Origin of the sequence: Snodgrassella sp. B3837 (assembly GCF_026535955.1) — a bacterium.
GTDB lineage: Bacteria > Pseudomonadota > Gammaproteobacteria > Burkholderiales > Neisseriaceae > Snodgrassella > Snodgrassella alvi_E.
Genome location: NZ_JAFNPI010000001.1, coordinates 82,685 through 98,010 on the forward strand (window position 1 = coordinate 82,685; position 15,326 = coordinate 98,010).

At 42.0% G+C, this 15,326-nt stretch carries 12 protein-coding genes; 3 read left to right on the forward strand and 9 right to left on the reverse strand.

All coding sequences use genetic code 11. The features are described 5' to 3' along the window. Positions 1–30: 30 nt before the first annotated feature. From J3U67_RS00400 to rph, 5 genes are all read right to left on the reverse strand, one after another. Positions 31–414, reverse strand: a complete 384-nt coding sequence (locus J3U67_RS00400; RefSeq protein ID WP_267391917.1) for a hypothetical protein — start codon at positions 412–414, stop codon at positions 31–33. A gap of 87 nt (positions 415–501) precedes the next feature. After that, on the reverse strand, positions 502–1,701 hold the full coding sequence (locus J3U67_RS00405; protein WP_267403292.1) for an MFS transporter: 1,200 nt from the start codon (positions 1,699–1,701) through the stop codon (positions 502–504). Between the two features lie 45 nt (positions 1,702–1,746). Then, on the reverse strand, positions 1,747–2,679 hold the full coding sequence (gene ttcA, locus J3U67_RS00410) for a tRNA 2-thiocytidine(32) synthetase TtcA (protein WP_267391915.1): 933 nt from the start codon (positions 2,677–2,679) through the stop codon (positions 1,747–1,749). A 108-nt stretch (positions 2,680–2,787) separates the two neighbouring features. Next, positions 2,788–4,029 (reverse strand): aspartate kinase, encoded by a 1,242-nt coding sequence (locus J3U67_RS00415; RefSeq protein ID WP_100141252.1) that lies wholly within the window; start codon positions 4,027–4,029, stop codon positions 2,788–2,790. A 204-nt stretch (positions 4,030–4,233) separates the two neighbouring features. Then, entirely contained in the window at positions 4,234–4,971 is a 738-nt protein-coding gene (gene rph / locus J3U67_RS00420) for a ribonuclease PH (RefSeq protein ID WP_267403293.1), read from the reverse strand. 162 nt (positions 4,972–5,133) lie between these two features. Here rph and J3U67_RS00425 point away from each other — a divergent pair, with 162 nt between their 5' ends. Then, on the forward strand, positions 5,134–6,006 hold the full coding sequence (locus J3U67_RS00425; protein WP_267391913.1) for a YicC/YloC family endoribonuclease: 873 nt from the start codon (positions 5,134–5,136) through the stop codon (positions 6,004–6,006). A 94-nt stretch (positions 6,007–6,100) separates the two neighbouring features. Here J3U67_RS00425 and dapC read toward each other — a convergent pair whose 3' ends face one another. Together dapC and J3U67_RS00435 are read right to left on the reverse strand one after the other, a co-directional pair. Beyond that, complete coding sequence (gene dapC, locus J3U67_RS00430) at positions 6,101–7,288, reverse strand: succinyldiaminopimelate transaminase (RefSeq protein ID WP_267403294.1); 1,188 nt, start codon at positions 7,286–7,288, stop codon at positions 6,101–6,103. A gap of 188 nt (positions 7,289–7,476) precedes the next feature. Further along, positions 7,477–8,646, reverse strand: coding sequence for an NAD(P)H-dependent flavin oxidoreductase (locus J3U67_RS00435; RefSeq protein ID WP_267403295.1), 1,170 nt, complete (start codon positions 8,644–8,646; stop codon positions 7,477–7,479). Positions 8,647–8,975: 329 nt separating this feature from the next. Here J3U67_RS00435 and J3U67_RS00440 point away from each other — a divergent pair, with 329 nt between their 5' ends. Then, positions 8,976–9,503, forward strand: a complete 528-nt coding sequence (locus tag J3U67_RS00440) for a C40 family peptidase (protein WP_267391910.1) — start codon at positions 8,976–8,978, stop codon at positions 9,501–9,503. Positions 9,504–9,562: 59 nt separating this feature from the next. Continuing rightward, positions 9,563–10,768: an acetate kinase gene (locus J3U67_RS00445; protein ID WP_267391909.1), complete on the forward strand. Its 1,206-nt coding sequence runs from the start codon at positions 9,563–9,565 to the stop codon at positions 10,766–10,768. A gap of 190 nt (positions 10,769–10,958) precedes the next feature. Here J3U67_RS00445 and J3U67_RS00450 read toward each other — a convergent pair whose 3' ends face one another. Together J3U67_RS00450 and J3U67_RS00455 are read right to left on the reverse strand one after the other, a co-directional pair. Continuing rightward, positions 10,959–14,327, reverse strand: a complete 3,369-nt coding sequence (locus tag J3U67_RS00450; RefSeq protein ID WP_267391908.1) for a calcium-binding protein — start codon at positions 14,325–14,327, stop codon at positions 10,959–10,961. 665 nt (positions 14,328–14,992) lie between these two features. Then, positions 14,993–15,238, reverse strand: a complete 246-nt coding sequence (locus J3U67_RS00455) for a hypothetical protein (protein WP_267391907.1) — start codon at positions 15,236–15,238, stop codon at positions 14,993–14,995. Positions 15,239–15,326: the final 88 nt, after the last annotated feature.

The window sequence follows — 15,326 nt, forward strand, 5'->3', positions numbered from 1 at the left end:
TTCCTTTGTATGGATATTTATGCTGTTAATTTAGTCACGGATAAAAGCGGTAATCAGTGGTTTATCGCCAATCAGGCGGCTGCAATGTCCGTGAATGTTTGTATCAAATGAGACACCTGTTGGTAGGGTGTCTGCAGAATAGAAATATTCACCAGGTCCGAAGCGGCGGGTTGTACCATCACGCAAGCCGATTTCCATGATGCCCTGTAGTACAAATAGCCATTGCGGTTTGCCGGTACAGTGAAAGTCGCTGGCAAAGCCAACCGGACTTTGGCGTAATTGTAGACCTTCCGCATTCATCCATATGGATAAGCGGCTTTTTTCATTGCCTTCGCTTAATTCGATTTTTTCTTCCTTAAAACGGGCAAAGCCGTCTTTGTCAGTAAAGAGAATAATTTTGTTTAGTGTGGTCATGTTTATTTGTTGAATAATGGCTAAAAAATCAGTGCAGGGTATTGTACCACTGCACTGATGGAAAAATTAATCAGTCAGGCTGGTTTATCAGCCTATTACGCCAAGGCTGTCGTCTTTGGATGGGGTTTGGTTGTGTTTAGGTATCAGCCACAGGGTTGCAATGATGTCTAACAGATAGATGGACGCTAGTAAGCACAAGGCGGCATAGAAAGACCATTCTTTTACAAAAAAACCTATAACAAGTGGTCCAAAACCGCCAACTCCGCGACCAAGGTTGAAGAGGACGTTCTGAGCTGTGGCGCGTACATGTGGTGGGAAATTATCGGATATGAGGGCGCCATAACCACCAATCATGCCATTAACAAACAATCCCATTATTGCTCCACAGATTAGCAGGGCGGCAGGATCCTGTAATTGGGCATACTGTGCCACCATAATAAAGGCACCTATTTGGTAAATCAGAAAAATTTTCCAGCGTGCAAAATGGTCGGCGAGAAATCCAAATAGCCAGATGCCGATAATCATTCCGATTACGGTGACTGCTGTCCAATTACCGGATGCAGTGAGGCTGAAGCCCAGTTTGTTGGCCAGATAGCTGGGCATCCATATCATTAAACCGTAGTAGCCAAAATTTTGTACTGCACAGAGAATGAAGATGCCAAGGCTGGTTTTGGCCGTCTGACGGTCTTTGATCAGTAAACACAGGCGACCTGAAAAGGACAGCTCACCTTTGGCTTTGTGTTCACGGGTAAACTGCTCTGGTTCGCTGGTATCGTGACGGATGAAGTAGGAGGCCACAGCAGGAAACAATCCGACTAGGAACATACCGCGCCAGCCAATAATGCTGAGCAAGAATGGGGTAATGAATGCGGCAGCCAGTACGCCGAGCTGCCAGCCTATGCCGACAAATGCTGAGGCACGATTGCGCTTTGCTGCTGGCCAGACTTCTGCAATCATGGCCATGCCGATACCGAATTCACCGCCTAGGCCCATGCCAGCTAGTGCTCGATATATCAGCAGATCATAGTAGCCCTGTGCAATGGCGCATAGGCCAGTGAATACGGCAAACATAAGAATAGTCAGTGAGAGCATGCGCACACGGCCGAATCGGTCGCTTAGGTGACCAAATACAATGCCGCCAACAACTGAGCCAATTAGGGTCCATGTGACGAGAGAACCGGCCTGAGAAGCGTTGAGACCAAGGTCTGTGCTAATGGCGCTGAGCATAAAACCCAGTATCAATAGGTCGAAACCATCCATGGCGTAGCCACTAATGGCGGCGACCATGGCTTTTGCGGGAGTTAATTTTTTTCTTGATTGATTCATAGGGGCTTAATGTCGGGAATCTAAAATGTTAATAATAGGTTTTACTGTGGTTGCAAGCTGTGTAAATTCGCCGGTCTGTGCCAGCGTTGGTGTAGTTGGATAATATTCACGGTCAAAAGCTGTATCGCCACCATGTGGCAGTTTTTGTCCTTGTTGCAACGCTACGAAGTTAAATAACTGAGTGTCTGCCAAATGAGAGGGTATGACGTTCTGCAAGGCGGAAAACATGGATTCAATCCGTCCGGGAAATGTTTTATCCCACTGTTGCAGCATATCTTTAATTACCTGTCTTTGCAGATTGGGCTGAGAGCCACAAAGATTGCATGGAATAATGGGGAAATTCTGGATTTGTGCAAAGCGAATGAGGTCTTTTTCTTTAACATAAGCCAGAGGACGGATGATGATGTGCTCGCCATTATCTGATAACAGTTTGGGAGGCATGGCTTTAAGCTTGCCACCATAGAACATATTAAGAAACAGGGTTTCCAAAATGTCGTCGCGATGGTGACCTAAAGCGATTTTGGTACAGCCATTTTCTTTTGCTACTCGGTACAGAATGCCGCGCCGTAAACGGCTACACAGCCCGCAGGTGGTTTTACCTTCATTGATCACGCGTTTGACAACACTATATGTATCTTCTTCAATGATTTTAAACGGGACATCCAGACTGCTCAGATAATTCGGCAAAATATGCGCTGGAAAGCCTGGTTGCTTCTGATCCAGATTAACGGCCAGAATCTCAAACCGTACAGGAGCGGATTTCTGTAATCGCAGCAGGATATCCAGCAATGCATAGCTATCCTTGCCACCAGAGAGGCAAACCATGATTTTGTCGCCGTCTGCAATCATCTGAAAATCATTGATAGCAGCACCAACCTGATGACGGAGCCGTTTGACCAGCTTGTTGTTTTCGTATTCGTGTTTTGGTGTATGGGACATGGATGCAGCAATAATTTAAACAAATAGCTGCCATTGTACAATAATTAAAGGCCGACTGATGTGACTCGGCCGGCCGTTTGTGAACTTTACAAGAATTAAATAGATGTTTTAACTTCTTTGGGATGGTTCTTTATCAAGCTCAAATACTTGATGCAGCACGCGCGTAGCCAGCTCCAGATATTTTTCATCAATTAACACGGATACTTTGATTTCAGAAGTAGAAATCATTTGGATATTGATGTTTTCTTTCGCTAATGTGCGGAACATGGTGGAGGCAATGCCTACATGTGAACGCATGCCCATGCCAACAATGGAAACTTTGCATACGGTATCATCGCCGCAAACTTCGCGGGCACCGATAGTTTTCTGCACTTCATGCAGAATATCCAATGTATTTTGATAATCGCTACGTGGTACGGTGAAAGAGAAATCTGTGGTGCCTGCAGAACCTACATTCTGGATAATCATGTCTACTTCAATATTGGCATCGGCTACGGCACCGAGTATCTGAGAAGCCATTCCCGGTGTATCCGGCACACCACGCACATTAATTCGTGCCTGATTTTTATCAAAAGCAATACCGGATACTGCCGCATGTTCCATCATATCTTGATCCTCTTCAAACGTTATTAAAGTACCTTTGCCACTGTTTTCCAAACTGCTTAAGACGCGCAGCCGCACTTTGTATTTGCCGGCAAATTCTACCGAACGGATTTGCAAAACCTTGCTCCCCAAACTAGCCAGTTCTAGCATTTCTTCAAATGAAATGGTTTCTAGACGCCGTGCTTCTGGTACGACCCGCGGGTCGGTTGTGTAGACGCCGTCTACATCGGTATATATCTGGCATTCGTCTGCTTTCAATGCTGCGGCCAGAGCCACAGCTGAGGTATCAGAACCGCCTCTGCCTAGCGTAGTGATGTCGTTGTTCGCGTTTACACCCTGAAAGCCTGCTATGATGACAACCTTACCTGCATTCAGATCGCTACGAATGCGAATTTCGTCAATTGCATCGATTCTGGCTTTGGTGTGAGCGCAATCGGTTTTTACCGCTACCTGCCAGCCGGTATAGCTTTTGGCATCTACTCCAATGCTGTGTAAAGCCATGGCTAGAAGGCCGATCGTAACTTGCTCTCCGGTTGAAAGTACAACATCCATTTCACGTGGATTGGGTTTTTCCTGTATTTCATGAGCCAGTGCAACTAAACGATTGGTTTCGCCACTCATTGCGGAAACCACTACGACAACATCATCACCATTGGCTTTGGCCTGTGCTACCCGACGCGCTACGTTTTTAATGCGTTCTACTGAACCTACTGAGGTACCGCCGTATTTCTGTACGATTAACGCCATAATACTGCTTGCTTTCTGAGTTGTTTTATTGTCAAAAAAGGAGAGACTGTGTAAACACTATCTGCTTATTTATCCAGTCAGGGCGTTCTTTGTAGCATTTTTATCATGTAAAAACAAGCCGCTGAATCAGTATTTTGTCAGATTCAAGCGGCTTGTTTTAAATTATCTTTAAATTTAGATAATAGTTAGTTGTATTTGTTTGAATTAATAGGCTTTTAATGCTTGCTGCTGAGCAGCAAGAATAGAACGAATGCCTTTTTGTGCCAGACTGATTAATTGATTCAACTGCTGGATACTAAATGTGGCACCCTCTGCGGTACCCTGAATTTCCACTAATTGTTCTGATGCAGTCATAACAATGTTGATGTCAGCATCGCAGTTTGAATCTTCTGGATAATCCAGGTCAAGTAACAATGTGTTGTCAAGCATACCAACAGAAATAGCGGCAACTGCTTCACGGATGGGATTTTCTATGATGACGCCTTGGTTAAGCAGTTTGCTTATAGCCAGAGACATCGCGACGAAAGCACCACTTATGCTAGCGGTCCGGGTACCTCCATCAGCCTGAATTACATCACAATCAATCAGTATTTGGCGGCTGCCCAGCTTTTTCATGTCTACTACTGCCCGTAAGGAACGGCCAATCAGGCGCTGGATTTCCTGTGTTCGACCAGTCTGTTTACCAGCTACTGCTTCACGGCGCATGCGCCCGTTGGCAGAAGCGGGCAGCATGCCATATTCTGCAGTCACCCAGCCACGTCCGCTTTCTTTCAAAAAAGGAGGTACATTTTCATCGATGGTGGCTGTGCAGATAACTTTGGTATTACCGCAGCTGATAAGTACGGAACCATCAGCATGAGGCAAAAAATGCGGAACAATCGTCAGTTGACGCGGTTCATCGTTTGCACGGATGGTGCGGTTAGGTACTGTATTGGTTTTCATGCTGGCAGGACAGGAAAGAGTGATAAAGCAAATATTATATTACTTGTATGCTGTTCATCATACTAATTAGGTCTTTTAAGAATTAAGCGGATTTCGTTATACTTGATTTAATTGCCAGTTTGAATAATAGCAGGCAGGAAAAAACGTTTTAAGGAAAATAATATGTTATACAGTATGACTGGCTATGCAAACGGTTCAGGACAATTTGGTAGTCGTCAAATCAACATTGAGCTTAGGGCTGTAAATCATCGTTATCTAGACATTCAGTTTAAAGTACCAGAGGAATTACGTCCTTTTGAAGGACAGATGCGTGAATTAATCAGTGCGGAAGTGGCTCGTGGGAAACTGGAATGCCGCATACAGATTCAGGCATTACCTAATCAGAATACAGAAAGTCTGCCTATCAATCATCAATTGGTAGAGCAGCTGGCTGCATTTAATCATCAGTTGCGTCGCCAGCATAAGGATTTGGGTAAGTTAACAGTGGCCGATATTCTTCATTTCCCTGGTGTGCTTATGGCCACTTCAGAGGATGATGATGTCTTATTAAATGGTGTGCAGACATTGCTCAAGCAAGTATTATCCGAACTTAAGGCTGCAAGGGCTCGAGAAGGAGAGAAACTGCAACAGCATCTGTTGAACAGGCTAAATGATATGAGCGATATTGTGGCTGCAATACAGCAGCTGTTTCCTCAATTGTTGCAGGATTATATGAATAAGTCCGAAACACGCTTACGCGAAGCTGTGGCACAGGTAGATGCGGAACGTCTGAAACAAGAATTTGTACTGTTTATGCAAAAGGCTGATGTGGATGAAGAGCTGAATCGGCTGAATACACATATCGCTGAAACAAGACGTCTTCTGCAGGAGCATAATGGTAGTGTAGGTAAGCGTCTAGACTTTCTGATGCAGGAACTAAACCGTGAAGCGAATACGCTGGGTAGTAAAGCCATTGCCATTGAATGTACTCAGGCTTCAGTAGGGCTGAAAGTGCTGATTGAACAAATGCGTGAACAGGTACAGAATGTAGAATAATTGCTATAGCATTATAAAATTAAAACCAGAAATATTTGTATTCAATACATGCATTTCTGGTTTTATGTTATTAATTATTTGTTTAAAGATGTTGTTAGAAAGACAAATTAACCATTCGATTAGCTGCCTCAATGCATTCTTCTACACTGGAAACCAATGCAATGCGGACATAACCGGCACCAGCGTTGCCATGAGGTGTATTGCGTGCAAGATAGCGACCCGGTAATACCCTGATTGCAGCCTTTTGCCATAATTTTTGAGTAAAGGCTAAATCATCGCAGTCGGGTACTGATAACCACAAATAAAAAGAGGCATCAGGTTTGTGGATAGCGAATTTGCGCTGTAAAATTGGTAAGACTTTATCGAATTTTTCTCGGTACAGTTGTCGGTTTTCGATTACATGCTGTTCATCATTCCATGCAGCGATACTGGCGTACTGTACTGGTAAACTCATGGCACTACCATGATAGGTACGGTATAGTAAAAAGCTGGACAAGAGTTTGCTGTCGCCAGCTACAAAGCCCGAACGCAATCCTGGTGCATTAGAGCGTTTGGATAGGCTGGTGAACATAATTAAATTATCAAATGTTCGTCCCGATTGTGTTGCAGCTTGCAAAGCTCCTAAGGGTTTATTGTTATCATCAAAGTAAATTTCTGAATAACATTCATCTGAAGCAATAACAAAGCCATATTTGACTTGTAGTGCAAATAATTTCTGCCATTCTTCTAGATTCATGACGGCACCGCTTGGATTGCCTGGTGAACAAACGAATACCAACTGCACTTTTGACCATGTGTTGCTATCAATTTCCTCCCATTGGGGCATGAAGTGTGGTGCCCGACAATTGACATATTCTACTCGTGCGCCAGCCAGTAAAGCAGCTCCTTCATATATCTGATAAAACGGATTAGGGCTAATTACGACAGGTTTATACTCGCTGCTTGTATCTATAATGGTTTGGGTAAAAGCAAATAATGCCTCTCTACTACCTAAAACTGGCAGCACTTCACTTTCAGCATTGACACTTAAACCATCATATCGGCGGTTTAGCCACTGGGCGCAGGCTTCTTTTAATTCAGGTATCCCCGCCGTAAGGGGATATACAGCAAATCCGTCCAGATGTTGCTGCAATGCGTCCGTAAGCACTGCAGGGGTGGGATGCTTTGGTTCGCCAATATGTAAGGATATAGGTTTTAGATTGGCTGGCGGTTCTAATCCATCCGTTAATTTACGCAGGCGGGCAAAAGGATAGGGTTGTAATAATTCTAGTTTTGGATTCATAGTGGTATATGCATCAAATTTTCTATACTTTGATACTACCACCAATCTGTTTACCGCAGCAGTAAGTTGTAATTTTTATTACTGCGCTTATATCAGTTGCTGGCAGACTTAAGCGTATTAAGTGTGTATAAAACTAATGAATAAATAAAAAGCCACATATTAAGTGGCTTAATGAACAAAATGAACACTCAGGCAGATTTTTGTTCAGCCTGTATATGTCCGGTTAATAAATAGTCAATGGTTTCTTTAACCGTACGCATAGCATTGCCAAAAGGTAAAGGATCTTTACCGCGGAAAAACAAACCTTTGTCAGTTTCACCGCGCCAAGCTGCAGCCAACTTTAAGTCAATACAAAATTGGCCGACTTTTTCCAGTCCATCACGTAGTCCACATACAGATAAACAATTAATACCTTGTGTACAGCGTCGTGGATCGGCTTTGGCATTGGCCTGCAAAACACTTTCTCGTTTCAAGTAGCTGTCTAGAAATTTAGTTTTGACACCGCGCGCTGGTAAACCGGCGACAGACATGAACTCAACAATTTGTTCACCTTCAGCACCAGCCAGTGTTTTTTTGAAATTGATATGTGCATCACCTTCCTGCGTAACGGCAAAGGCTGTACCTATCTGTACGGCGGCAGCACCCCATTCTTTCAGGGCGGTGGAGATTTTCTGAAAGTTGGCCATCCCACCAGCGATGATTAAAGGGATTTTTTCCCGCTCTAAATCCAGTTTTTTAAATAATTCAAATGTTTCGGTTAAAACTCGTTTGAATTCAAAACGTTCATCATTGACTCCAGCTACTGTGGCAGCTCCAAGATGACCGGCTGCATGTGCTGGGTGCTCAATTACAATTGCATCCGGAAGCCGGTTTTTTTTCATCCAGCGTTTGAGGACAATGGCGATACCACGGGATTCGGACAAAATCGGCAAAAGAGCAACGTCAGGAAAATTTTCGGTCATATCAGGTAAATCTAATGGCAAGCCTGCACCCATTACAATTGCATGAGCACCGGATTCACAGGCTTGTTGTACCATTGCCTGATGGTCTTTTACCGCTTTCATGACATTTACGGCAATCATGCCTCGTCCTTCTGACTGTGCCAAGGCAGCTTTGATTTCTCGGTCTAAAGCAATCCGGTTGAGGGAATCGTATTTTTCCTGGGTGGGATTTTCTTTAGATTGTTCCAGTAAATCGGGATGAAGATGACGCAAATCTACACTTGCAATGGTACCAACACCATTTTCACGTGCTACGGCACTGGCTAGTTTGGACGCGGAAATACCTACGCCCATCCCTCCCTGTACTATCGGAATGAGATGATGATTGCGAATAATGAGTGGTGCAAAGTCCTGCATGCTGCTTCCTGTCTCTTGATGCCCGATGAGTGTCATTACTACTAAAGTGTTATAATTGCGGCTGAAAAAGCGGACAGGCGTCTGTTTCTCAGCTGGTTTTTACAAATTAGTGTATCTACTCTATTCTTGCGCAAAGCTACTGTCAAGAAAATAAAAGTCGGCAAGGGCGTTTAAATCAGGCTTTGTTAGCTCTTTTGTGGGTTTTGTACGACAAGGTTAGGTATTGTAATGATAATCAGTTAAGCCTTTTTGCTTAGAGAAATTATTACCAACTCATGTTATATTTCCGTAGTAGGGATGAATCAGTTAATCACACAGGGTATCAATGAATGATGGCATGTAATGCACAGCGGCGTGCCGTTTTAGGCGCGCTGATTCTGTTTCTTTCGGCCTGTGGTACTGGAAAACGAAAAGGAGTTCAGATTGCCAGTCAGCACCATCTGGCTCCTATCCGGATTACTAAAATCAGCCACCGGGCAGGCAGCCAGGAATTAATGCTGCAAAGCCTGAGTCTGATAGGCACCCCGTACCGATATGGTGGTAGTACCCGTGATAATGGTTTTGATTGTAGTGGTATGGTGCAATATGTTTACCAGCAAGCTTTGCAAGTAAGGCTACCCCGTACTGCTCGAGATATAGCCGCTGTTTCTGCTCCAATTCGTACGCGCGATCTGGAGGTCGGGGATTTGGTTTTTTTCAATACTTCGGGTCAGACGTATTCTCATATGGGGTTGTATATCGGTAACGGTGAATTTATTCATGCTCCTTCCAGTAACGGTGTGATTCGTACGGCCAGACTGGATCAACCCTATTTCAGCCAGCGTTTTACAGGTGCACGAACGCTGTTTGCCCGTTAATCAAAAAAAGAATGAACTTTCTTTTTGAAACTGAGTAATAAAATAAACAGGACAACAACATGAGTGAGCAAGATTTAGTATTGGTACTTAATTGCGGCAGTTCTTCCGTGAAAGCTGCAGTAATGGATGTGGCCGAAAAAGAAGTTTTAATGAGCTGTCTGGCTGAAAAAGTAGGCAATACTGATGCTTTCATTACTTTTAAAATAAATGGTGAAAAACACAAACACGCTTTGACAGGTAGTCATGACCATGTAGCTGCTGTTATGGCTTTGCTGGAACAGCTGAAAGATTTAGGACTGTACGACCGCGTAAAAGCGATTGGTCACCGTGTGGTTCATGGTGGCGAACGTTTTACTCAGTCCACAGTGATTACTCCTGAAGTAATGCGAGATATCGAAGCCTGTATTGTGTTGGCTCCATTACACAATCCGGCTCATATTCTGGGTATTCAGGCTGCTCAGCAGGCATTTCCGGACTTACCGCAGGTAGCGGTGTTTGATACTGCATTTCATCAGACTATGCCTCCACATGCCTATCACTATGCTGTTCCATCCACCCTATATACTCGTTATGGTGTGCGCCGTTATGGTGCTCATGGTACCAGCTATCGCTATGTGGCACAGGAAACCGCTGCTTTTTTAAAGCGTGATATCAATGAAATGAGTATGGTTATTGCTCATCTGGGCAATGGTGCATCCATTACAGCTGTGAAAAATGGCCGTTCACAGGATACCAGCATGGGTCTGACTCCGCTGGAAGGGCTCGTAATGGGTACCCGTTGTGGTGACATTGATCCAAGTATTTTTTCATTCTTAGCTGCTAATGCCAAAATGAGCATCGAACAGATTACTGAAATGCTGAACAAGGAAAGCGGATTGCTCGGTTTATCTAATCTGTCCAATGATTGCCGCATGCTGGAAGAAGCAGCCGCTAATGGACATAAAGGGGCAGAGCTGGCTTTGGATGTTTTTGCTTACCGCTTAGCTAAATATGTAGGCGGCATGATGGTTGCTTGTGGCAGTCTTGATGCGCTGGTCTTTACTGGAGGTATTGGTGAAAACTCTACCATGATGCGTGAAAAAGTAGTGAATTATCTGAATGTGTTCGGTCTGATTCTGGATCATGATGCCAATATGGAAGCTTGCTTTGGTACGCCAGGTGTAATCAGCACAGCAGATAGTAAAGCATCTGTGATGGTGATTCCAACCAATGAAGAGCTGATGATTGCTCAGGATACTGCTCGTCTAACTGGTATGCACCTATAACAATTTATATTTGTTTGGGATGGACACACATCTCAGTTTGTAAAGTAAAACTGGCTCTGTATTTATACTTAGCCGGTTTTATTTTTAAATTATATGTTTGCTTATTTAAAATAATTTTTCGGAAAAATAAAAAGGAATCCCGTGGTGGATTCCTTTTATTAAATATTAAATCGGTATTAAAAATTTAAATTTAATTTCCCCAGTATGATGAAATGATTGCCTGCTGATTGAATAGCATCTTTTGTTCATCTATTGATGGAATGTTTTGCGAATCAGAACTAAAGGATGACATGGCATTCACTAATTGCTGAATTTGTGAGGCAAATATTTCTTTACCATCAGCCGTGGTGATGCAGTATTGGCGACAGTAATCAGTGAGATACCAGTTTTTAACTGTCACCTGATCTGTAGTGCCTAGATGGCTGATAATTAAATCATTGCCGTTATGACTAAACCACAATTCATTACTTTTATAGTCTTTGAAAGCCAGAATATCACCTTGTTGGGAATTTGCAGCCATATCGCTGACTACATCTTGTCCGTGGCCGGCATTGAAAACATACATATCTCTTTCAAAATTGCCACCATAGAGATAATCATTACCTGCACCTCCATTCAGTATATCGTAGCCTTCTTCACCCAAGAGTGAATCATTCCCGCCACCGCCTAGAAGGATATCATTGCCACTACCGCCAATAATATTGTCATCACCTTCTTCTCCGTAAATTGTGTCATGACCTTCATTCCCATAGAGAATATCGTTGCCTTTACCTCCGTAAATAACATCATTGCCTTTTCGGCCATTGATGATGTCGTTGCTGTCCCATCCATTGAGCACATCATCTGCATTGGTACCTTCAATTATGAATGTCATTTTAGCAATATCATCGACGGTGAATGTTTTATCTTCGAAAATAAAGTTGAATGCACGGGTATAGGGGTTTTCGCGGTCGAAAAAATCAGTCAAAGTAACAGAATCATTACTTCCATAAGCCTTAATAATTAAATTATTTCCTGTGCGGCTAAATACAGCATTCGAAGATAATGCTTTTTCAAATTTTATATCGTTAAACTGGCATTTTTCTGTAGATTGGCTTTTGTCATATATAGTATCCTGTCCATGACCAGCCTGGAAGATATACAGGTCTTTGCCTTCTTCACCTGAAAGAATGTCATTGCCAGTACCGCCAATTAGTACATCATAGCCATTGCCACCTATCAGGATATCGTTACCGCTACCGCCGATAAGAATATCGTCCCCATTACCGCCATCAAGGTAATCATCTCCATCACCACCATTCAGAATATCGTTGCCATCTTCTCCATAGAGTTTGTCATTACCGGCATCACCATTCAGTATGTCGTTACCACTTCCCCCAAAAAGGATATCATTTCCCGCTTTACCGTTGATGATGTCGTTACCTTCCCACCCATGTAATACATCATCACCGTCGGTACCGTTTGTCGAAATGTTTATATTATTGATGATATCTGCTGGCAAAGTTATGTCGGCAAAAACAAAATTGTAAGCACGATAGCCGGTATTACTTTGGCTAAAAAAATTGCTTAAAGTAACAGAATCATTGCCACCATAAGCTCTAATGATAAGATCATTGCCTGAGCGGCTAAAAATCACATTTTGAATATAGGCATTTTCAAATACAACATCGTTGTATTGCTCTTTATCCGTACTTGAACCTAAATCATTGATGATATCCTGACCATGGCCGGCCTGAAAGATATATCGGTCTTTTTCCCAGTCCCCACCACTTAGAATGTCATTTCCTGCTCCACCGTTCAAAATGTCATAACCATGTCCTCCTATTAAGATATCATTGCCATTTCCACCTATAAGTATGTCGTTACCATTGCCACCATCAAGATAATCGTCACCGGCTCCACCGCTTAAATAGTCGTTACCATTTTCTCCATAGAGTTTATCGTTTCCATCGTCTCCATTAAGAATATCGTTGCCATTACCGCCATAAATAATATCATTTCCCAATCCGCCGTTAATGATATCGTTGCTGTCCCATCCCTTAAGTATATCGTCTCCATTGGTGCCATCGATTGTAAATGTCATAGCAGCAATATCATTGATACTTAATGTTTTATCAGAAAAGACAAAATTAAACGAGCGGCTGTATTGATTATCTGAATTAAAGAAATCTGTGAAGGTAACAGAATCCTTATCACCATAGGCTTTAATAATCAGATTATTACCTGAGCGGCTGAATTTGGCATCAGTAGAACAAGCATTTTCGAAAATAACATCGTTAAACTGGGTTTTGTCAGTGTCTGTACTATTATCCTGAATGGTATCTTGTCCATGACCGGACTGGAAAATATAGAAATCCTTACCATTTCCTCCATCCAGAAAATCATTACCGCTGCCGCCATTAAGCACGTCTTGACCATTACCACCATACAGATGATCATTTCCATCGCCACCATTAAGAGTGTCGTTATCTTCTTCGCCATACAGCCAGTCATCACCGGCATCTCCATAGAGTATATCGTCACCCTTTCCGCCGTAAATCGTGTCATTTCCCAGCCAGCCACTGATAATGTCTTTACTGTCCCAGCCTGTAATAATGTCATCAATCCAAGTACCGTTTATCACAAAGGTCATTTGGGCAATGTCTTTAACAGTAAGTGTTTTGTCTTCGAATATAAAATTAAAGGCACGCTTTTGCGGACTATCGGGGCAGAAATAATCGGTTAAAGTCACTGAATCATTGCCACCATAAGCTTCAATAATTAAATTATTTCCTGAGCGGGTGAATAGGGCATTTTTTACGTAAGCCTTTTCAAATTTAACATCATTAATACTGCTTACATCTGTTTGGCTGCTTTTATCGTTAATTACATCCCGCCCATGGCCGGCTTGAAAAATATAGAGGTCTTTGCCGTCTCCTCCAGCCAGTATATCGTTACCAGTACCGCCGATAAGAACATTGTAGCCATCATCACTTCCTATCAGGATATCGTTACCATTTCCACCAACCAGCATGTTGTCTCCATGCTCACCTTCCAGATAGTCGTCACCATCACCACCATTGAGGATATCGTTGCCATAGCCACCGTATAGATGATCATTTCCAGAGTCACCGTTCAGGGTATCATTGCCGTTGCCACCATAGATGGTGTCGTTACCAGCTCCACCATTAATAATGTCGTTGCTTTCCCAACCATAAAGTAAATCATCATTATTGGTGCCATTAAGCATAAAAGTCATGGCGGCTATGTCATTCCTGCTTAAAGTTTTGTCGGCAAAGACAAAGTTGAATGCGCGGCTGTAAGCGTTATTGGGGTTGAAGTAATCAGGCAATATTACATAATCTGCCGGTCCGTAAGCTTTGATGATTAAATCGTTACCAGAACGGCTGAATGTGGCATTGCTTGCACAGGCTCGAGTAAAAATTAGATCATTGTATTGGGCTTTGTCATATTCGTTGCCTTTGTCTCTTACGATGCTTTGTCCGTGACCTGGCTGAAAAAAATAGCGATCTTTAGCCCAGTCATTCCCAGTTTGGATATTTTTAACAGTTTTATTCATTCTTATGCTCATTTTGTAGGTTGAAAGAAGTGATAAAGAGAAATTTAATAAAAGTGATGCCAATTTTAATTTCAATATTTAAGTTAAATTTCTTTGAATTGTTCACTTATATTAACCAAAAAATTATGTAAAGTTTTTTATGGCACTCTTGGTAATTTCTGCAAACTATAATTTTTCATAAGCTTTATATTCTGTCTCTGTAGTAAATGATAAATTAATGAATATATCCCATAAATTAACATAGTTAACATAAGTTCTGCAAATGGGATTTTTCAATAGTTTAATGATTCTATTATCCAAATTTTTTTTCTGGATAGAATATTTATGAAATTTTTGTTATAAAAAAACAAATATAAAATATTGTTTATAATTTAACATTTAAAAGGCTAATTAAGGATTTAGGCAGATTGGTTCCCCAATGAATACATCTAGTTATGTGTTTATCCTTTGGCTTTTATAGTGTGAGTATTTTTGGTAGAAGTGTGCATGGACTGGTTTATCTGAAGATAAGCTTATGAACGCATAGGGCAGGTCACCGCGAAAAAATAACAAAGCTATTTAAATCAATAGTGAAAGATTTGAAGGATTTTGTTTTTCATATAAAAACAGGCCTCACAATAATTGTGATGCCTGTTTATTGCATATCTTCTCTTCTTTGAATTTCTCTAATTGAAATAAGCTATCTTAGTAAGAGATTCCTCTTCGAAATCAACATCGGCAAATTGAATAGTATCGGCAGTACCTTGAATATCATTAATGATATCTTGGCCATGAACTTTGGCAAAAACATAAGTATCGTTACCATAGTCACCTTCCATATAATCATTGCATGTACCACCGATTAAAGTATCATTACTCCATTGACGTAAAGCTATCTTTTCCTTTACCTCTGTTGATAAGATTATTTCCATATTTATACGGTAATGATATTATCATTATCATCACCATTCTGGATAAATGTAATTTTATTAATGATATCCTGAGGATTAAGCGTTACAT

Bases quoted from the DNA above. Each gene is read 5' to 3' on its own strand.
- J3U67_RS00400 (WP_267391917.1), bottom strand. From the start codon at position 414: ATGACCACACTAAACAAAATTATTCTCTTTACTGACAAAGACGGCTTT.
- J3U67_RS00405 (WP_267403292.1), bottom strand. From the start codon at position 1,701: ATGGTCGCCGCCATTAGTGGCTACGCCATGGATGGTTTCGACCTATTG.
- ttcA (WP_267391915.1), bottom strand. From the start codon at position 2,679: ATGTCCCATACACCAAAACACGAATACGAAAACAACAAGCTGGTCAAA.
- J3U67_RS00415 (WP_100141252.1), bottom strand. From the start codon at position 4,029: ATGGCGTTAATCGTACAGAAATACGGCGGTACCTCAGTAGGTTCAGTA.
- rph (WP_267403293.1), bottom strand. From the start codon at position 4,971: ATGAAAACCAATACAGTACCTAACCGCACCATCCGTGCAAACGATGAA.
- J3U67_RS00425 (WP_267391913.1), top strand. From the start codon at position 5,134: ATGTTATACAGTATGACTGGCTATGCAAACGGTTCAGGACAATTTGGT.
- dapC (WP_267403294.1), bottom strand. From the start codon at position 7,288: ATGAATCCAAAACTAGAATTATTACAACCCTATCCTTTTGCCCGCCTG.
- J3U67_RS00435 (WP_267403295.1), bottom strand. From the start codon at position 8,646: ATGCAGGACTTTGCACCACTCATTATTCGCAATCATCATCTCATTCCG.
- J3U67_RS00440 (WP_267391910.1), top strand. From the start codon at position 8,976: ATGATGGCATGTAATGCACAGCGGCGTGCCGTTTTAGGCGCGCTGATT.
- J3U67_RS00445 (WP_267391909.1), top strand. From the start codon at position 9,563: ATGAGTGAGCAAGATTTAGTATTGGTACTTAATTGCGGCAGTTCTTCC.
- J3U67_RS00450 (WP_267391908.1), bottom strand. From the start codon at position 14,327: ATGAATAAAACTGTTAAAAATATCCAAACTGGGAATGACTGGGCTAAA.
- J3U67_RS00455 (WP_267391907.1), bottom strand. From the start codon at position 15,238: ATGGAAATAATCTTATCAACAGAGGTAAAGGAAAAGATAGCTTTACGT.